Annotated in this window: 20 protein-coding genes, 1 tRNA gene and 1 riboswitch; of the genes, 7 read left to right on the plus strand and 14 right to left on the minus strand. The window is 33.0% G+C overall.

Annotated features, from left to right (window positions below):
• Nucleotides 1–162: 162 nt before the first annotated feature.
• Nucleotides 163–1,407, minus strand: coding sequence for a DUF1576 domain-containing protein (locus tag ABG79_RS02415; protein ID WP_057976762.1), 1,245 nt, complete (start codon nucleotides 1,405–1,407; stop codon nucleotides 163–165).
• 111 nt (nucleotides 1,408–1,518) lie between these two features.
• Between ABG79_RS02415 and ABG79_RS02420 the strand changes: the two genes are divergently transcribed.
• Together ABG79_RS02420 and ABG79_RS02425 are read left to right on the plus strand one after the other, a co-directional pair.
• A complete protein-coding gene (locus ABG79_RS02420) occupies nucleotides 1,519–2,853 on the plus strand; it encodes an MATE family efflux transporter (protein WP_057976764.1) in 1,335 nt (444 codons plus the stop codon).
• A 78-nt stretch (nucleotides 2,854–2,931) separates the two neighbouring features.
• Nucleotides 2,932–4,386, plus strand: a complete 1,455-nt coding sequence (locus ABG79_RS02425) for an aminoacyl-histidine dipeptidase (RefSeq protein ID WP_057976766.1) — start codon at nucleotides 2,932–2,934, stop codon at nucleotides 4,384–4,386.
• Nucleotides 4,387–4,530: 144 nt separating this feature from the next.
• Here ABG79_RS02425 and ABG79_RS02430 read toward each other — a convergent pair whose 3' ends face one another.
• On the minus strand, nucleotides 4,531–4,929 hold the full coding sequence (locus ABG79_RS02430) for a YbaN family protein (protein ID WP_057976768.1): 399 nt from the start codon (nucleotides 4,927–4,929) through the stop codon (nucleotides 4,531–4,533).
• A 33-nt stretch (nucleotides 4,930–4,962) separates the two neighbouring features.
• Nucleotides 4,963–5,151, minus strand: a complete 189-nt coding sequence (locus ABG79_RS02435) for a DUF6485 family protein (RefSeq protein ID WP_057976770.1) — start codon at nucleotides 5,149–5,151, stop codon at nucleotides 4,963–4,965.
• Nucleotides 5,152–5,348: 197 nt separating this feature from the next.
• Between ABG79_RS02435 and ABG79_RS02440 the strand changes: the two genes are divergently transcribed.
• The 3 genes from ABG79_RS02440 (at nucleotide 5,349) to ABG79_RS02450 (ending at nucleotide 6,246) form a co-directional block, all read left to right on the plus strand.
• On the plus strand, nucleotides 5,349–5,723 hold the full coding sequence (locus ABG79_RS02440) for a zinc ribbon domain-containing protein (RefSeq protein WP_057976772.1): 375 nt from the start codon (nucleotides 5,349–5,351) through the stop codon (nucleotides 5,721–5,723).
• Nucleotides 5,724–5,779: 56 nt separating this feature from the next.
• Nucleotides 5,780–6,058 (plus strand): hypothetical protein, encoded by a 279-nt coding sequence (locus tag ABG79_RS02445; protein WP_057976774.1) that lies wholly within the window; start codon nucleotides 5,780–5,782, stop codon nucleotides 6,056–6,058.
• A 112-nt stretch (nucleotides 6,059–6,170) separates the two neighbouring features.
• Nucleotides 6,171–6,246: transfer RNA gene (locus ABG79_RS02450), tRNA-Trp, on the plus strand.
• Nucleotides 6,247–6,309: 63 nt separating this feature from the next.
• Here the strand turns inward: ABG79_RS02450 and dhaM are convergent.
• The 3 genes from dhaM to dhaK are packed head-to-tail and all read right to left on the minus strand — an operon-like array spanning nucleotide 6,310 to nucleotide 8,365.
• Nucleotides 6,310–6,696, minus strand: coding sequence for a dihydroxyacetone kinase phosphoryl donor subunit DhaM (gene dhaM, locus ABG79_RS02455; RefSeq protein WP_057976776.1), 387 nt, complete (start codon nucleotides 6,694–6,696; stop codon nucleotides 6,310–6,312).
• 1 nt (nucleotide 6,697) lies between these two features.
• Nucleotides 6,698–7,345 (minus strand): dihydroxyacetone kinase subunit DhaL, encoded by a 648-nt coding sequence (dhaL, locus tag ABG79_RS02460; RefSeq protein WP_057976778.1) that lies wholly within the window; start codon nucleotides 7,343–7,345, stop codon nucleotides 6,698–6,700.
• 21 nt (nucleotides 7,346–7,366) lie between these two features.
• Nucleotides 7,367–8,365, minus strand: a complete 999-nt coding sequence (gene dhaK / locus ABG79_RS02465; RefSeq protein WP_057976780.1) for a dihydroxyacetone kinase subunit DhaK — start codon at nucleotides 8,363–8,365, stop codon at nucleotides 7,367–7,369.
• Between the two features lie 165 nt (nucleotides 8,366–8,530).
• Between dhaK and ABG79_RS02470 the strand changes: the two genes are divergently transcribed.
• Entirely contained in the window at nucleotides 8,531–8,860 is a 330-nt protein-coding gene (locus tag ABG79_RS02470) for an alpha-helical endospore appendage domain-containing protein (RefSeq protein WP_242859293.1), read from the plus strand.
• A gap of 23 nt (nucleotides 8,861–8,883) precedes the next feature.
• On the opposite strand, the gene ABG79_RS02475 is transcribed toward ABG79_RS02470, so the two are convergent.
• From ABG79_RS02475 to ABG79_RS02500, 6 genes are all read right to left on the minus strand, one after another.
• Entirely contained in the window at nucleotides 8,884–10,971 is a 2,088-nt protein-coding gene (locus ABG79_RS02475) for a heavy metal translocating P-type ATPase (RefSeq protein ID WP_057976784.1), read from the minus strand.
• 11 nt (nucleotides 10,972–10,982) lie between these two features.
• Nucleotides 10,983–11,336, minus strand: coding sequence for an ArsR/SmtB family transcription factor (locus ABG79_RS02480; RefSeq protein WP_057976785.1), 354 nt, complete (start codon nucleotides 11,334–11,336; stop codon nucleotides 10,983–10,985).
• Between the two features lie 252 nt (nucleotides 11,337–11,588).
• Nucleotides 11,589–12,038 (minus strand): ribosomal protein S18-alanine N-acetyltransferase, encoded by a 450-nt coding sequence (rimI, locus tag ABG79_RS02485; RefSeq protein ID WP_242859294.1) that lies wholly within the window; start codon nucleotides 12,036–12,038, stop codon nucleotides 11,589–11,591.
• Complete coding sequence (tsaB, locus tag ABG79_RS02490) at nucleotides 12,031–12,735, minus strand: tRNA (adenosine(37)-N6)-threonylcarbamoyltransferase complex dimerization subunit type 1 TsaB (protein ID WP_057976787.1); 705 nt, start codon at nucleotides 12,733–12,735, stop codon at nucleotides 12,031–12,033. Before tsaB ends, rimI begins: the two co-directional genes overlap by 8 nt.
• Entirely contained in the window at nucleotides 12,735–13,163 is a 429-nt protein-coding gene (tsaE, locus tag ABG79_RS02495) for a tRNA (adenosine(37)-N6)-threonylcarbamoyltransferase complex ATPase subunit type 1 TsaE (protein WP_057976789.1), read from the minus strand. Before tsaE ends, tsaB begins: the two co-directional genes overlap by 1 nt.
• A gap of 98 nt (nucleotides 13,164–13,261) precedes the next feature.
• Entirely contained in the window at nucleotides 13,262–15,055 is a 1,794-nt protein-coding gene (locus ABG79_RS02500) for a heme NO-binding domain-containing protein (protein ID WP_057976791.1), read from the minus strand.
• A 165-nt stretch (nucleotides 15,056–15,220) separates the two neighbouring features.
• On the opposite strand from ABG79_RS02500, the gene ABG79_RS02505 reads away from it, so the two are divergent.
• Complete coding sequence (locus tag ABG79_RS02505) at nucleotides 15,221–16,459, plus strand: HD-GYP domain-containing protein (protein ID WP_083490294.1); 1,239 nt, start codon at nucleotides 15,221–15,223, stop codon at nucleotides 16,457–16,459.
• Nucleotides 16,460–16,553: 94 nt separating this feature from the next.
• Here ABG79_RS02505 and ABG79_RS02510 read toward each other — a convergent pair whose 3' ends face one another.
• On the minus strand, nucleotides 16,554–17,141 hold the full coding sequence (locus ABG79_RS02510) for an ECF transporter S component (protein ID WP_057977046.1): 588 nt from the start codon (nucleotides 17,139–17,141) through the stop codon (nucleotides 16,554–16,556).
• A gap of 48 nt (nucleotides 17,142–17,189) precedes the next feature.
• A riboswitch (FMN riboswitch) is annotated at nucleotides 17,190–17,303 on the minus strand.
• A gap of 38 nt (nucleotides 17,304–17,341) precedes the next feature.
• Complete coding sequence (locus ABG79_RS02515) at nucleotides 17,342–18,034, minus strand: Crp/Fnr family transcriptional regulator (RefSeq protein WP_057976795.1); 693 nt, start codon at nucleotides 18,032–18,034, stop codon at nucleotides 17,342–17,344.
• Nucleotides 18,035–18,140 lie beyond the last annotated feature (106 nt).

Consider the following 18,140-nt stretch of genomic DNA (forward strand, 5'->3'; position numbering starts at 1 on the left):
TTGCATATTTATACACGATATAAAAAGGCTGCCGCAAAATTACCTATGATTCCTTAAGCTAATGCTTTGCATATATTTTGCGACAGCCCTTAAAATTGTTTTTATAAAAATAATATTTTATACATTTATTATTTGCTTATAAAAACAAAAAATACAACAAACTTAATATTTATACTCAACTTTTTTTCTCATTATTGCAGATAGTATTGGTACCAAAACTATTGCTACAATACCACCTGCAAAACCATTGTTATATAAATTTAATCCTCCATGTAGATAACTCATATTCATAACTACGGATACATGAAAAAATCCAGCTATTATTCCCGCAAACCATCCGAACTCTCCAGCAATAGGAGCAAGGTTAGTCCCAAACAAAGATGCTAATATTATAGATTGAGAATTAATTTCCCAAATATTTAGATATGCTGATATATATGTTCCAATCAAAACAGGAATAGTATTAATTAAATGTTTCCCTAAAGCTCCAAATCCAACAATTGTTAGAATAGCCCCTAAAACAGGTCCTGTAAGCTCTCCTTTTATACCCAAAACATAAACAACAAATAATATTCCCATTGTTCCCATGTTAAAAAGAGTAGCCCCTACTCCAAAATCAGTGTAATAGTCCATATAAAGTCTTCCTGTAGTTTTCAATATGCAAGTGTATTGCTTGATAGCTTCTTCATCAATTATCAATGCGAATACAACAAGCAAAACAAAAAGACTTAAAAATATAAATGTGAACATTTGATTATTTCCTGTAGATAATATAAGCCTTCTCTCAAAATCAATTCCAAAAGCCCTAAACTTTGACATCATCATCGTTGCAATCAATCCGCCTGCAAGTCCCATATTGTATAGGCAGTAACCTTGATGAAGCTTTAATGAATATTTTGCTATAGGTGGCAGTATAAAACCTATAAATCCTGCTATCCCAATTCCAAGCATAAGTCCTGGAACCTTGCCAAGTATATTTAAAAATGCCAATTCCACTACAGCAGGGGACAATGTCGTTCCAAAAAGAGCAATCAAAATATAGTTTTTAAACTTATCTTTATTAAACAGCGAAAAAATATATACCCCTATTATAGTTGGCCAAATATTGACTATATTTTTCCCAAACAAAGAAAATCCAACTGTTGTAAAATAGGCTGCAATAAGTGCACCATTTATTTCAAGTTTATTAATAAAATATAGAAAAATTATACCTGCTCCGACAAGACCTGCATTGAAAAATGCTGCACCAACTCCTCCAACAGCTATATAATCTGTAATTAACAAATCCGATTGATTGATAATGCTTAATATTCCTTTACTTACTTCCCTCAATGAATCAAATGAAAAGGCAATTACAAAAAAGAATAGATTCACTAAAATTAATAGAGCATATTCTCTTCTCTTCAAATTCCATCCCCCTTAAAAATTTTTAAAATAAGCTATCAAATTAAACTATTTGTATTATAATTATACTTGATGGCTTTAAATTATTCTATAGAAAAATAAAGGAAGGTAATTATGAACGATATAAAAAATATTAGAAAGAAAATAATATCAATGATATTGCCTATAACATTTGAAAATATTCTTCAAATGACGGCTGGACTTATAACCATGGCAATGATAGGTAGAATTGATGAGGTTTCAATTTCTGCAATAGGACTTTCAAGCAGAATTTATAATTTAATATGGGCACTTTTTAAGGGAGTTGCAACTGGAGTTACTGTAATAATAGCCCAAAGTTTTGGAGCAAAAGACTTTGAAAAATTAAGAAAAAGCGTTAAGCAAGCCTTTATAACTTCAATATTTTTTGTCTTGATGTTCCAAATAATAATACTACTAAACTCAAAACCATTGCTAATGATTTTTAACCCTAAAGATAATCTTTTAAGTCATGCCAATCTTTATCTTAGAATCACCACTTTGAGCCTTCCTTTTATGGTAATAATACTTCTAATCGCAGGGATTATGCAGGGAATGGGAAACGCAAAAACGCCTATGTATGTAACTTTATCCATGAACGCATTTAATATAATATTTGGATACATATTGATTTTCGGACATTTTGGCTTTCCAAAATTAGGACTTATAGGTGCTGCTATTTCTTCTGTTTTATCATACTTCTTAGCATCACTTATTGGACTTTTCATACTTTTCAAGAAAACAAATATAGTAAAGGGATTATCATTAAAACCTGAACTTGATAAACAGTTAACACTCAATATATACAAATTAGGCTTGCCATCTTCATTTGAATCAGTCTTCTGGCAGGTAGCTGCGATAATACTAACAAGGATGGTCCTAAAATACGGTGAAACAAGCCTTGCAGCATATCAGGTTGGGCTCCAAGCAGAATCAATCTCATATATGCCTGCAATTGGATTTGGAATAGCTGCAACTTCATTTATTGGACAGGCAGTAGGTGCAAAGGATTTTAAGTCGTCAAAAATTTACCTCAAAGAAATATTGAAGGGCTCCATTCTTATAACAAGTTTTACAACTGCTTTACTTGTATTTTTCCCAAATAAAATAATGATGATGCTGACGAACAGACCTGAAGTTATAAAAATAGGTGCACTTTATCTATTCATTATGGGACTTGTTCAAATACCTCAAAACACTGCCATGGTTTTCACTGGTGCACTTAGGGGTGCAGGATTTACTCAAATCCCTATGTATGTTGCATTTGTCGGACTTTGGGGTATTAGAGTCCCTGGTGTAATTCTAATCTCAAGCTTTTTTAAGCTTCCAATAGTTTATATTTGGATTGTCATGGCATTCGATTTAGTGATAAGATTTTTATTGAGTATGATTTTATATAAATACAAAAAAATTTCAAATGACAAAAGTTAATTTTAATTAATAAAAAACTTTTAATTTATTTTAAGCTGGATTATAATAATATTGAAAATAAATAGCGAGGTGACCAAAATGGGTGTTTTATCACATTTAGAACCAAAGGACGTTTTTTACTACTTTGAAGAAATAACAAAGATTCCACACGGTTCAGGCAATGAAAAAGCTATAAGCGATTGGCTTGTGAAATTTGCAAATGAACACAATCTTGAAGTTATTCAAGACAAAGCAAATAACATCATAATCAAAAAGAGTGGAACTCAAGGATACGAAAATGCTCCAACAGTTATACTACAAGGCCATATGGACATGGTTTGTGAAAAAAACAAGGACACATCACATGATTTTGAAAAAGACCCACTAAAGCTTAGAATCGAAGGAGATTACATATATGCTACAGGAACAACTCTTGGTGCAGACAATGGTATAGCTATGGCATATGCCCTTGCAATACTTGCATCAAAGGATATTCCACACCCACCGCTTGAAGTTCTTCTTACAGTTGAAGAAGAAACGGGTATGGGTGGAGCAATGGCTATCGATGGTTCACTTTTAAATGGTAAAATAATGATAAACATGGACTCTGAAGAAGAAGGAAAGCTACTTGTAAGTTGCGCCGGTGGTGTTAGAACAAGACACCTTTTAAACATCGAATGGATGGATGCACCTTCAAACCTTGTTCCATACGTTATTGCAATAAGAGGTCTAAAGGGTGGTCACTCAGGTATGGAAATTGACAAGGGAAGAGGAAACTCAAACAAAATAATGGGAAGAATACTTAATGACCTTTCAAACAGCTTCGACTTTGAAATCGCTGAAATAAACGGCGGCTCAAAGATGAATGCAATCCCAAGAGAATGCGACGCAGTTGTGTTAATCAACGAAGAAGATAAAACAAACTTTGAAGCAAAAATAAAGGAATGGGATGAAATTCTAAAAAATGAACTTAGGGCTTCAGATGCTGGAGTTTCTGTTCTATTCAGCAAATTAGAAAACAAAATCCAAAAGGTATTTTCAAAAGAAACTAAGGAAAAGGCAATAGCAGCACTTGTTTTAATTCCAAATGGAATAAAAACAATGTCAATGCATATAAAGGACCTTGTTGAAAGTTCAACAAACCTTGGCGTTGTTGCAACAGAAGGCGATACAATAAGATTTGAAAGCGCCCTTAGAAGTTCAGTAAGAAGCTTAAAATACGCTATACTTAACGAAGCTGAAATGGTTGCAAAGGTTCTTGGATTACAGCTAATCGCAGATTCTGATTACCCAGAATGGCAATACAACCCAGATAGCAAAATTAGAGACGTAATGATAGAAATATATAAAGACATGTTTGGAAGTGAACCAGAAATTTATGCAATTCACGCAGGCGTTGAATGCGGTCTTCTTGGAGAAAAACTTGGCGGTGCTGACATGATATCCTTTGGACCAAATCTATTTGATGTCCACACTCCAGATGAACACATGAGCATCTCATCTGTTCAAAGAATGTGGAATTACCTATTAAAGGTCCTTGCTGCCGTTAAGTGACATTCACTTGATTTCTTGACTTCTTGAGTTGTTTGACAATTCAAAAATCAAGTGAACGATTTAAATTACAGACTTCATATATATCCGGGCTGCCTTAAACTTAGGCAGCCCGGAATTTTATATACATTACCGTCTATATAAACTTTATATGTTTTCTATTTCTTCATCTTTTTCTTGAGTTTTAAGAGATAAAATATGATAGGATACAAAAATTGCTACTATGATTAAAACAATTTGCAGAAAAACATGTTTCACAATAAAAATATAAGAGTAAATAATTGATGACCAGAGTATAAGAATACCTATAACCTTTACCCTTCTAGGTATCACTTTTTTCTCCTGATAATTTTTTATATATTCCCCAAGATATTTATTGTTAATCAGCCATGTATATAGTTTATCTGAAGTTCTTAAAAAAATAGCAGCTGCTAATAGTAAAAATGGAGTTGTCGGAAGTATTGGTAAAAAAATTCCTATGAAACCTAAAACCACAAAAATCAAGCCAAATGAAATACCTAAAAATTTCTTAACCCTGTTAATCATCTATACCTCCAATATAATCATTAATTTCATAATCTAACCTCTGTCTTTTATAAAATTAGCCACACTTCTATCCCACATAGCTTCTCCTTCCTTTGTAAAGAAGCAACCTGGAATTTCGCCTTTATCCCTGTGGTATGCAACGCATTCACAACATTTCCCTCTCCTTAAGCAAGCCGTATATGTGCAAGTGCATCCTTTAATATTTTTTTCAACGCAGCTCATGTTTATTCTCCCCTCATATAGATTAATTTAATTATGTATATTATATTAAATTTTTGGAAATGATGAAATACCTTTAATGCACTTAAATAATACTTTACTATATTTACATAACAAAAAAACTATCATATAATTTATTAGATGATAAATGGCAGGTGACTACAGTAAATTTTTTATAGTTAACTTTAGGGGGGAGAGATATGTTCTTCGTTGGAATATTAGGAGTTGAAACAAAGGAAGAAGTTATTAAGGACATATATAATACAATCTGCAAATCGTGTGGAAGAATATCAACTTATAGACTTATGTGTCAGTATAATTTTTTTCACTTATTCTTTATACCAATATATAAATGGAATAAAAAGTATTATCTTGTTTCGCGTTGTTGCGATGCTGTCTTTGAAATTTCAGAAGAATATGCTTCAAGGCTTCAAAAAGAAAAAGATTCAGTAATTGATGATTCAAAACTTAATGAAGTCAAATATGGATACAACAGGTTCTTATGTCCGAATTGTAAATCTGTATTATATGACGACTTCAACTATTGTCCACACTGCGGAGCTAGACTTAAATAATTTGTATCCCCTATTAATAATCTGACATATATTAATGTTAGAAGGGGGGAACGTCTATGGTATTTTTAGGTATTGGACTATTCATAATCATCATCATTGCCTATTACTATATCAATAAAGAATATGCCAAAAAACTTACACTTGAGTTTATGTTCTACGTTGAAAAAAAGGCCGAGGAATTAGCAATAAATGAAGGCAAGCAAAAATTTGAATGGGTAGTTTCGCAATACGATAAACTGCCTGTTTTCATTAAACTAATTATCAGTAAAGATAAATTTAGAGAGATTATACAGCAATTGTTTGATGAAGCTGTTTCAAAAATGAGCTCAAACTAGCCAATTTTATATAAACAAATCTCCAGGCATATGTTGCTTGGAGATTTGTTTATAATGTCATAAATTAGGTATTGCATTTTATAAATAATCATTATATAATATATATTGTCTTAGGGGTATAGCTCAATTGGTAGAGTAGCGGTCTCCAAAACCGTTGGTTGGGGGTTCGAGTCCCTCTGCCCCTGCCACTTTTAAAAATAAAAACGGACTAAAAACGGACTAAATTAAGCTCTGGAATTTTCCAGAGCTTTTTAATATTTATTTAGTTTATAGGCCTTTAAAGTATCCAAAACTTCTTGTATAGATTTACCGCTGCTAATCTCTATTGCCGCAACTATCGCACCTTCTACTAAGGGAGCATCAACAATATGAATTTTACTTCTTTTATATTCTTCCATATTTTCAATTGCAACTTCAGCTGTCATTACGCTGCTTCCCAAATCAAATAATATTATTACGCCATCATCCGAGTAGACACTTTCAATAGCACAGATAATTTTCTCAAGACTGCTGCCCAACCTACCATCGACAGTTCCACCCGCAAAAGAAACCGGGACATCCTGTGCCATTTCGCGGGTTAACTCTGCTGCCCCTTCAGCTAATTTTTCACTATGGGAAATAATCGCCAAACCTATCATATTATTTTCCCTCTAAAATATTTTTTACTTCTTCATATATGCAGTCTAATATAATATAACTTGAAGTAGCACCAGCATCCTGATGTCCAATGCTTCTTTCTCCCAAATAACTAGCCCTACCCTTTGTAGCTGCAATTTCCTTTGTAAAATGCATCCCACTAAGTGCGGCATTCTTAGCCCTTTCAAGTGCTGAAATAGCACCAAATCCTTCATCTATAGCATTCTTAAGTTCATTTAAAGCAGGCTCAATTGCATCTACCATAGTCTTTTCACCTACAGTTGCTTTTCCCCTTAGTTTTATTCCCGAAAGCGCTTCATATAACATTTTATAAAAGTCGTTTATATCTATTTCTGTTTTTCCTATCATAGCCTGTCCAGACTTCATAAATGCTGTCCCATAAAGCGGGCCTGAAGCACCTCCTACATTTGAGACCAGCGCCATACCAACTATTTTCATTGTTTCTCCTATATCCTTTACTTGAGTATTCCTTAGTTTTTCAACTGCTGCTCTAAAACCCTTGCTCAAATTTATTCCATGATCGCCATCTCCAATCGCAGCATCGAGTTCAGTTAAATACTGTTTGTTTTCTTCAATTTTATCTCCAATTTTATAAATAATTCTTAAGGTTTGTTCTACATTGAGGCTCATACCTTGTCACCTTCTTGTTTTTTATAAAACTTTAAGTGCTGGTGTATCAGCCTTAGCATCTAAAAGTTCCTTTAGTTCATCATCAAGTTTTAATATAGAAATCGAAAATCCTGCCATCTCGAGTGAAGTCATAAATTCACCAACAAATGTTCTATATACTCTAACTCCTCTTGTTTTCAAAATCTCATCTACTTTTCTATTTGCAATAAAAAGTTCCATAAGAGGAGTTGCACCAAGACCGTTTATCATTACTGCGACATCATCCTTTTCCTCTAAGTTAATATCACCAAGAATTTTTGACATTAGATGTTCAACTATTTCATCCGCAGTTTTTAAGTTTTCCCTATGCGTTCCAGGCTCACCATGAATTCCCATACCTATTTCCATTTCATTTTCGTCCAATGTAAAATTAGGTTTACCTGCTGCTGGAACTATGCAAGGTGTCAAGGCCATTCCCATGCTTCTTACATTTGCTATGACCTTTTCAGTAACCCTTTTTACCTCATCAAGCTCTGCACCTGTTTCCGCCTTTGCCCCAGCTATCTTATGGACAAATACAGTCCCTGCTATACCTCTTCTTCCGACAGTCCATGTGCTATTTTCAACTGCTACATCGTCATTTACTATAACACTTTCAACCCTAATTCCATCCATTTCTGCCATTTCCTTTGCCATATCAAAGTTCATAACGTCCCCTGTATAATTTTTTATTATCAACAGAGCTCCTTTATCTGATGCGACATTCTTAACTGCTTCATAAATTGCATCAGGAGTTGGTGATGTAAAAACCGCACCCGCAACAGCTGCATCAAGCATGCCTTCCCCAACAAATCCACCATGCGAAGGTTCATGTCCACTTCCTCCGCCGCTAACAAGAGCAACCTTGCCTTCAACAGGAGAGTTCTTTCTTACAAGAACATTATAATTTTCAAGTTTTCTAACATATTGAGGATAAGCAGCAACTATACCCTCCATCATTTCTTCTACAACCCTTTCAGGGTTGTTGATAATTTTTTTCAATCTTTCCACCCCCTTAATATATGCCTATCAGGCTACTAAATTTATATTTATATTTATTTAAAAATATTACAAATATTGAATAGGTCTAAACAATTATTTTATGTTGAAACTTATCGAACAATTTGATTTGTTTTTCATATGATAATACTAAGGGGGGAGAAAACCGTGGTAAATTCTAATGTGTCAGCTAATTCACCTACTATTCCTAATATTACTCCAGTTATCGACCTAAAAAACAGAGATATTATTAACCTACTTTTAGCTTCAATTGCATTAGAAGAAATAAGCCTTGCACAAATACTAAGTGCTGAAGCTAGTAAAATCGAAGAATTGCTCGCAGCAAGAGGGCCTGCAAATATAGACGATATGATTAGGCTCGACAGGGAAGTGAGTAAAATACTGGATGATGTAATCAAACAACAAATGCTCCTTGATTTTAAATTTCAAAATATATTAGACTTAATCGAAGCAAGGCGAGATAACAGAGATTGCTAAAACAAAACCTTAAGTGCTTCCACTTAAGGTTTTGTTTTTAATACTCTTATAGAATTTAAAACAGCTAAAAGTGCCACTCCAACATCTGCAAAAACGGCCTCCCACATTGTTGCAACTCCAAAGGTAGCTATCACCATAACGATTATTTTAACTCCTATTGCAAGAGCTATATTCTGATAAACTATCTTTCTAGTTCTTCTTGCAACTTCAATTGAAGTTATTATTTTTCTAATGTCATCATCCATTAAGACTACATCTGCTGCTTCAATAGCTGCATCTGAGCCTAATGCTCCCATAGCTACACCTACATCAGCTCTTGCGATAACAGGCGCATCATTTATTCCATCTCCAACAAATAGTATTTTTCCATTTTCATTTTCAATCTCAAGTTCCTCTAACTTTTCTACTTTGTCATTAGGTAATAAACCATAATAAAATTTATCTATACATACCTTTTCTGCAACATCTTTTGAAATTTCCTTAGAATCACCTGTGAGCATTATAGTCTTAATTCCCATTTCTTTTAATGTTTTAACTGCAACAATTGCTTCATTTTTAATTTCATCGCTTATTACCAAACATCCTGCAAATTCATCATCAATTGCCACATATACTAACGTTCCAACATCAGAACTTTCATTGATTTTTATTCCATTTTGTATCATAAGCTTAGCATTTCCAACTAGAACCTTCTTATTATCTATTATTGCACTTACACCAAAGCCAGAAATTTCTTTATAATCTTTTACCCTTGATTTATCAACCTCTTTATTAAATTCATTTAATATTGAAATTGCTATAGGATGATTGGAATAGCTTTCAGCTAAAGCTGCAAATTCTAATACATACGCTTCATTCCAATTTTCACTACTTATAACCTTATTAACCCTAAATTTCCCTTTCGTTAAAGTTCCTGTTTTATCAAATACTACAGTTGATACATCCTTTAAAGCTTCAAGATAATTACTTCCCTTAATTAGAATTCCTCTACGCGAAGCAGCACCAATACCGCCAAAAAATCCTAATGGAATAGATATAACTAAAGCACATGGGCATGATACTACTAAAAATATTAATCCTCTATACAGCCACACTTGAAAACTACCATCGTAAAATACAACTGGAATAATTACTATTAATGCAGCTATAGCAACTACAATTGGAGTGTATATTTTTGCAAACTTTGTAATAAAATTTTCTGTTCTAGATTTTTTGCTATTTGCGTTCTCAACAAGTTCAAGTATTTTATTCACGGTTGAATCTTTAAAATTCTTTGTAACTTTTATTTTTAAAAGCCCATTTTTATTGATGAATCCACTTAATACTTCGCTTCCAACTTCTACATCTCTCGGAATGGATTCACCAGTCAATGCTGAGGTATCTACTGTAGACTCACCTTCAATTATAACGCCATCAAGAGGTATTCTTTCTCCAGGTTTTACAATTATAATATTATCTACCCTAACCTGCCTTGGCTCTACCTTAAATTCTTTTCCACCAACTAACAAATTTGCATAGTCAGGTCTTATATTTAAAAGTGCCTTTATAGAACGCCTTGATTTTTCTACAGCTAAATCCTGCAAATATTCCCCTATCTTATAAAACAGCATAACTGAAACGGCTTCTGGCATTTCTCCAATACTAAAAGCCCCTAAAGTAGCTATTGTCATCAAAAAGTTTTCATCAAAAACCTCTCTGTTTTTAATGTTTCTTATTGCTTTAAATATTACATCATATCCAATAATTGAATAAGAAACAATGAATAGGATTGAACTTGAAAGACCCTTAAACATATAAGCAGCTATAAAAATTAATAATCCAGCTAAAGTTGGTATTAACTCCTTTTTATTATATTCCATCGTTTTAACATCCAAATCATCTTCAACTCTCTCGCTTAAAACTACATCTGGTTCTATAGATTTGACAATCCTGCTAACTTCATCCAATATACTTTCAACAGAAGCATCTTTTGACAGTTCTAAACTTAATGTCTTATTTACAAAATCAATATTAGCGTTCTCAACATCCTCAAGCTCATTTATCTTCCCTTCCATCTTTGAAGCACAGCTTGCACAACCAAGACCATCCAAAATATATATTTTTTTAATCAAGTTAACCCCCCCTACTTCTCATTAACATGAACAAGACCTAAATCAAATATCTTTTTAACGTGTTCATCATCTAGGGAATAATAAACAACTTTTCCTTCCTTTCTATATTTAACCAACCTTGCACTTTTTAAAACTCTTAATTGATGAGAAATTGCTGATTGCGTCATGTTCAATACTGCTGCTAAATCACAAACGCACATTTCAGATTCAAAAAGCGCACATATTATTTTAATCCTTGTAGTATCTCCAAGAACCTTAAATAATTCTGCTAAATCATATAAAATTTCCTCCTGTGGCATCAAATGCTTGACCTTTTCTACCACATCTTCATGGACTACATTACAAGAACAGCTTTCAAATTCCATGTCATCACCTCAATATATGAATAATTGTTCATATGTTCAATTTTATTTTATCACAGCTTATATTTTATTTCAACATAAAAAAACTAAAGACATATGAAATTTTATTTAAAAAACAAAATTTCATATGTCTTTAGTCGACTCATTTTTATAAAAGCCCAATGAATGATTTCTAAAAGACTCTCACAAAAAACAAAGAAATTACTGGTAAAATGAGCAAAGCCTTGTAAATCATTCATGGGGCTTAAAACAACTTTAGATATCATACTTCCACATAATAATAGCATCTTCTCCGGTATCTGAGTAATATCCTTTTCTTCTAGCAACCTCAATAAAGCCATACTTTTTATAAAGTTTGATAGCAATATGATTGCTGACCCTGACCTCTAACGTTAATGCGTGCATTTTGTTTTCTCTTGAAACCGACAATATATCGTCAAGCAGCATTTTACCAAGTCCAATTCCCCTGAATTCAGGATGAATTGCTATATTTGTTATATGCCCCTCACCATATAAAAGCCAGAGTCCATAATATCCAATAACTCTTTCATTCTTTAAAAGAACTCTGTATTTTGCAACCTTATTACGAGTTAGTTCGGATATAAATGCCTCATAAGTCCATGGGGTATTAAAGCTTAGATATTCTATTTTGACGACATCATCTATGTTCCCAAGGTGCATATCCTTAATAACAAAATCATTCAATTATCCCCACCCTCTTTTCATATTCCCTTTCAGCCTGGGACTTTCTAATATAAATAGGACTGTATGTATTTATATTATCAGATATACCATCCTTTAACCTTTTCAGTGCAATTTCTCCAATAGCTGCTGCCCTTGGATATGTTGAAATATTTTTCGATAAATAAATGTTTTTTAAAATATTCTTCAGTTTTTCTGCATGCAATTTAATAGCATCGCCACAGAATAATACTTTGTCATATTCTATAAGCTTTTCTACCAATTCATCTATATGAAGCGCATCATAATCATGTAATTTTATTAATTCATCATTCTCAAATTTATAAATTGCAGTATAAACATTTTCCCTCAAAGCATCCATCATTGGAACTATCACCCCATCAAAACTGTTCTGCATAAAAGCCAAGGCATCAAGGCTTGATACTCCAATAAATTTTAAATCTCTGCCCTGAGCAATTCCCTTTGCAGCCGAAACGCCTATCCTAAGTCCTGTAAATGACCCCGGCCCTCCTGATACTGCAACAGCATCCAAATCATCAACCTTAATCCCCAAAGTTTTAAATAGATTTTCTATTATTGGGAAAAGCAGAACAGAGTGCTGCAATTTATTGTTTATGTAAACTTCACCTTCAACCTTTTCATCTGTAACAACAGCAACCGAAGCTACAGTTGAGGACGATTCAATAGCCAAAACCCTCATTAAATCAACTCCCTGTTAAAATTTATTATCTCAATTTCTCTTCTTTCTTCACCCACAACCTTCATTTCTATATCTATCACATCTTTAGGCAGGATATCCTTAATTGAATTCCCCCATTCGATGATAGAAACCCCGTTCCCGTATATATATTCTTCAAATCCTATCTCGTATAATTCAAATAAATCATCTATCCTGTAAACATCAAAGTGATATAAAGGTATGTCTCCCATATACTCATTTACTATCGTAAAAGTAGGACTTGTGATATCATCATATATATTCAACCCCCTAGCGATACCCTTTACAAGATGGGTTTTTCCTGCTCCTAAGTCCCCATTTAAGTTTATTATATCACCTCTCGCTAATGTCTTCCCTATTTTAAATCCAATATCCATTGTTTCTTCTGGCGAATTTGTAATAATCTTCATATGGCCACATCCTTTAGTAAATTTCATTTATATTTTATCACAAGTTGCATTTCAGTCAATTAATATATTAAACCCTGCGAAATTTCGCAGGGTTTTGATTAAAGCTTATATACTCCAATATCCTCTTTAAATTGTTCAGTTATCTTTTTAAAGTCGGTTATGCTGTTTGTAAGTTTTTTAATTTCTTCAGCATAAGTTGAAACATTAGCGCTTACCTCTTCTGATGACGCCGAATTTTCTTCAGCAATCGCTGCCAAAGACTCAATCTTTTCATAAATAGTTGCAATGGAATTTGTTTCCCTTTCAAGTTTTACGGAGGTTTCAATCATCTTATTTGCAACTTGAACTATCTTGTCCTTTGCAACTCCACTTTTTTCTATTGCCTCTTGAAGTATTATATTCTCGTTATTTAAGTCATCAAACTGTGTCCCAACTCCCATGACAAGGTTGTCAATATCAGATATAAAACTATTTAGATTATTGTTTATGTCATCAACGGCCTTTTGTGATTGTTCTGCAAGCTTTCTAACTTCATCTGCAACAACAGCAAAGCCTCTTCCTGCCTCTCCTGCCCTTGCAGCCTCAATTGAAGCATTAAGAGCCAATAGATTTGTTTGTGCTGCGATGTTTGAAACCATTGAAACAATTTCTGTAATATTTTTAGCTCTTTTCTGCATTTCCTGGCTATGGTCCATAACGTCTGCAAATTTTGTTAATATATCGTTTAATTTTTCTACTGTTCTTGATACATCCTTAAACGTTTCTTCGATTTTTCCTACAGCACCTTCAAGTTCCTCTTTGTTTTCTACTTCAATCTCAACCACCTGCTTTATTGACTCAACATTGTCATTTAACAATGAAACAGAGGTTTCAGTCTCCTGTGCCTGAGTCATAGCAGCCTGAGCAACTTGTTCTACAACCTGGGATATTTCATTTGAAGTTACATTCATCTTGCCGGCAATTTCGTTCAACTTGCCTGAGAAGGTGTTCATCTCATCAGTCATTCCCTTAAATGAAACAAAATCCTCTCTTATTCTTCTTTTATAATCGTTTATTTCATTGAATATGTCCTCAAATATATCGCCTGTTAAAATCTTTCCTTTTTCTGCATAATTAAGTTTTTTCAAATTTTCAATTTCCCTTTTAATTGACTCAAATGGTCTGTTTAACAATATAGAAGCTACCATTGGAGAAATGAATGCATATACAAATGATGCATATGATGCAATTTCTTTATTTATAAACAATGTTGCTCCATTTAAAATTGCAAATATAAAGAATGCAAGTATTGCAATTTTTGCGTTTATATTCTTAACAAAGCCTAATGCCCTATTAAGCACATAACTTTTTTTATAATAAATCTCATTCTTAAAAGTCAATTTAAGCTTTAACATATCTGGTTTCTTTTCAAGTTCTTCTACGCTTATATCCTCTTTAAAATGCTTGCTTGCCCCTTCTAAAAGTCCTAAGAAATAGTCAAACATCCCTCTGTGTGAACGATAAGTGAAAGTAGCTTCATGTGAAGATATAGGCTCTAGGTCAAGAACAGGTGGCTTTGCACCCTGTATTCTTTTTGTAACTTGCTTATGAACATCGTTCATTGATTTTAGAAAACCGTAAAGTGAATCATGGTTGAAAAATGCCGGATAGTCCTTTGACCATGTTAACACATTATCTATCCCTATCTCTCTCCAAAGTTTATCATATGGTTTACCTGAAAGCGAAGCTATTGTTGAAACTATTTTAAATATTTTATTATCTTCAACATCCTCGATAGGCGAGAAAATTTTATCTTTGCTGAACCCAACTTCTTCAAGAGCTCTATTGACTATATCATCATTAGTAATCTTTCTGCATGTTCTAATCCATGTCGAAACCGCAGTTCCTTTCATTTTAACACCCCCAATTCAATTATAGAATATATTATACCACCTTTCAACAGATAATTATTATCTTTGACATGATTTGATTAATTTTTTTAAAACACTTTTTCTTAGTGTAGATTTTAACAATGTTTTGCAATATAATAATATTAAGAAAAGAAAAAGGGTGATTAAATGATTAAACTTGATTCTCACGATTTACTTTCAGCTTTAAGTTTGGCAATTGATTTATCTGAATGCAGCTCACATTGTGAGGAAAAATATTATGAACCTACATTTAATATAAATTTATCTCAGCACAAATTCATAAACCATTCTAAGAGGACAACCTATGTTGCAATGAGCATTGGGAAAAATATATCCAATGATACATCATTCTTGAAATTTTTATTTATAAGCGCCGCTCTTCATGACATAGGCGTTACTGGAACTGCAGACCTTTTAGATGCACATTTGAAAAGTGAATATATATTAAGGCATAGTGAAGAAGGAAGTTTCCTAATAGATAAATTACCTATGGACTATAAAATTTCACAGGCTATTAAATATCATCATGAAAACTATAACGGAACTGGTCCATTTGGTTTAAAAAATGATGAAATTCCACTAATCTCTCAAGTTTTGAGGATATCAGATTCATTTGAGCTTATATATGATGAAAATATCCCAAATTATATCCAGAGGGACTTTATATCCAAATTTTTTAAAACACATAAGGGTATTTACTTTAACCCCCACCTTATCGACATACTTTTCGAATTGCAATCAAAGGAAAAATTCTGGTGGGATGTTGAAAACATAGGTCATATTCCAGAAATATACGATTCAATAAAGCCTGAAATAACTAAAACATTCTCAATGCAGGAAATAAGAAAAATTGCCTATGTATTTGCAGACATAATTGACAAGAAAAGCCCATTTACCTATACACACTCGAAAAACCTTACAAAAATAGCATTGAGAATTGCCGATTACTTAAATTTTGATAAAAACAAAAAGATAAGATTTGAGATAGCTGCTCTAATGCACGACGTTGGAAAACTTGCAATACCCAATTCTATCCTCAATAAAGAAGGTCCATTAAATCCAAAGGAAGTATTGATAATGAAAAGCCATACTTATTATACAAGGTTAATTTTATCAAGAATTAAAGGATTTGAAGATATAACAGATTGGGCGTCAAACCACCACGAAAAATTAAATGGACATGGCTATCCTTTAGGCTTATCCGCTGATAAACTTTCGATGGAAGAGAGAATAATGGCTGTTTGCGACATTTATGAAGCATTGACATCGGACAGACCCTACAGAAAAGGTATGTCAAACGACAGAGCAATTGAAATACTTAAGAAGATGGTAGATTTAAATGAAGTCTGCCCCATAGCGCTTGAATATCTGAAAAAAGTTTTGTAAGCTGCCTTTATCTAGAAGCATTTAATTTATTAAGCCATTACACTTTAAAGTCCCAAGATAAATTTTTAAAAAATATATCTTGGGACTGATTATTTTATTTGTGTAATATAGGCGAAACCCTTTTGTAAATTAAAATTGTTACTGCGGATGCTATAAGACCCTTTACGAGATTAAAAGGCAATATGCTATAAACGATAAGAGTGTTTATATCCTTAATTGCAGGGTTAACCTTTGCTGCAATACCAACAATAGCATCAATAGGAAAATGTAATACTTTTTCATATAATGGAAGGAATATATAATAGTTTAAAAGTGAAGCTGTAACTCCCATTGAAATAATTCCACAAATCACTGCATAAATTGCACCTGTCTTCGTTTTATTCTTTCTGTAAATCAATGCAGCAGGCAATACAAAAGATACACCAACTAAAAAATTTGCCGCCTCACCTATTCCAGCCGTTTGATTCTTAACAGCAAAATGAATTAAATTTTTTACAAACTCAATCATAATTCCCGCCATTGGTCCTAATGCAAATGCACCAATCAGTGCAGGAACATCGCTTAAATCGATTTTTAAAAAGTCCGGGAAAATTGGCAATGCAAATTCAAAGAACATTAAAATTAGTGCAAAAGCCGAAAGAAGTGAAACTTTGATCGTCTTTGATAGATTTTTTGATTTAATTTTTTCCATAAAAAAACCTCCCCTTTTTTTCAGGGCAGGAGAATAAATAAATATCCTCTTCCATCCAGACTTTACTGTCGGCTCTGGAATCACACCAGATCTGCCTTTCGGCTCGCGGGCTTTACCGCCGGTCGGGAATTTCACCCTGCCCTGAAGATATCTAAATATATGTTATCAAATTATCAACAAATATTCAATATCTATTCCCTAAATTGTTTTAAAAAACCATTCATATCCCTAATTCTAATGTATTTTCTTTGAGTTTCGATTATTCCTTTTCTTTTAAGGCTAGAAAAAATCCTTGAAACAGTTTCTCTAGTTAAGTTTAATGCCTTTGAAATATCTCCCATATTCACATCAAATTCAACAGATACATCTCCATTTGCCTCGATTCTTCCAAACTTCTGAACATTTTCAAGGACAAAATTTAATAATACTTCCTTTGCATCATTGAGCATCAACATTGAATTTCTATTTCCCTGAGTTCTTACCGAATTCATAACTATATGCGCAGCTAGTTTACGCAACTCCTTAGATTCATCTATTTTTCTTCGTAGGTATATTGCATCAACAGCGTAGATAATACAACCGTTCAACGCCTTATACGTAGCTATTTCAGGAAGCTCAAAGTATGACGAATATCCAAAAAACTCGTCTTGCATAACATATCCAATTGAATATTCATCACCCTTTTTGTCCTTTTTTATTATGATTACCTTCCCGCTGTCAAGATAATATATATATTCATCCCTATAACCTTCTTTTATTATATCTTCGCCCTTAAAATATATTATTTTTTTATAGTGTCCCTTTAATTCCTTATCAAATAGTTTCCTATAGTTATTGCTCTCCCCCATCTTGATGAAAAGCAATTCTTTTTGTAAAACGCTCATAAATAATTGCCCCTTTATAGTGTTCTATCACTAATTTTATCGACCTCTACACTAAAAAGTTTACATTAAATTAAAGCTCCATGATTGATTTCCTTGGTTTCGCTCA

It is taken from the genome of Caloramator mitchellensis, assembly GCF_001440545.1.
Taxonomy (GTDB): Bacteria; Bacillota; Clostridia; order Clostridiales; family Caloramatoraceae; genus Caloramator; species Caloramator mitchellensis.

Coding starts and splice junctions, on each gene's coding strand:
- dhaL (WP_057976778.1), bottom strand. CDS start 7,345: ATGAGCCTCAATGTAGAACAAACCTTAAGAATTATTTATAAAATTGGA.
- ABG79_RS02420 (WP_057976764.1), top strand. CDS start 1,519: ATGAACGATATAAAAAATATTAGAAAGAAAATAATATCAATGATATTG.
- tsaE (WP_057976789.1), bottom strand. CDS start 13,163: ATGAAGATTATTACAAATTCGCCAGAAGAAACAATGGATATTGGATTT.
- ABG79_RS02515 (WP_057976795.1), bottom strand. CDS start 18,034: ATGAGCGTTTTACAAAAAGAATTGCTTTTCATCAAGATGGGGGAGAGC.
- ABG79_RS02480 (WP_057976785.1), bottom strand. CDS start 11,336: ATGGAATTTGAAAGCTGTTCTTGTAATGTAGTCCATGAAGATGTGGTA.
- ABG79_RS02435 (WP_057976770.1), bottom strand. CDS start 5,151: ATGAGCTGCGTTGAAAAAAATATTAAAGGATGCACTTGCACATATACG.
- tsaB (WP_057976787.1), bottom strand. CDS start 12,735: ATGAGGGTTTTGGCTATTGAATCGTCCTCAACTGTAGCTTCGGTTGCT.
- ABG79_RS02425 (WP_057976766.1), top strand. CDS start 2,932: ATGGGTGTTTTATCACATTTAGAACCAAAGGACGTTTTTTACTACTTT.
- ABG79_RS02505 (WP_083490294.1), top strand. CDS start 15,221: ATGATTAAACTTGATTCTCACGATTTACTTTCAGCTTTAAGTTTGGCA.
- dhaM (WP_057976776.1), bottom strand. CDS start 6,696: ATGATAGGTTTGGCGATTATTTCCCATAGTGAAAAATTAGCTGAAGGG.
- ABG79_RS02500 (WP_057976791.1), bottom strand. CDS start 15,055: ATGAAAGGAACTGCGGTTTCGACATGGATTAGAACATGCAGAAAGATT.
- ABG79_RS02445 (WP_057976774.1), top strand. CDS start 5,780: ATGGTATTTTTAGGTATTGGACTATTCATAATCATCATCATTGCCTAT.
- ABG79_RS02440 (WP_057976772.1), top strand. CDS start 5,349: ATGTTCTTCGTTGGAATATTAGGAGTTGAAACAAAGGAAGAAGTTATT.
- ABG79_RS02430 (WP_057976768.1), bottom strand. CDS start 4,929: ATGATTAACAGGGTTAAGAAATTTTTAGGTATTTCATTTGGCTTGATT.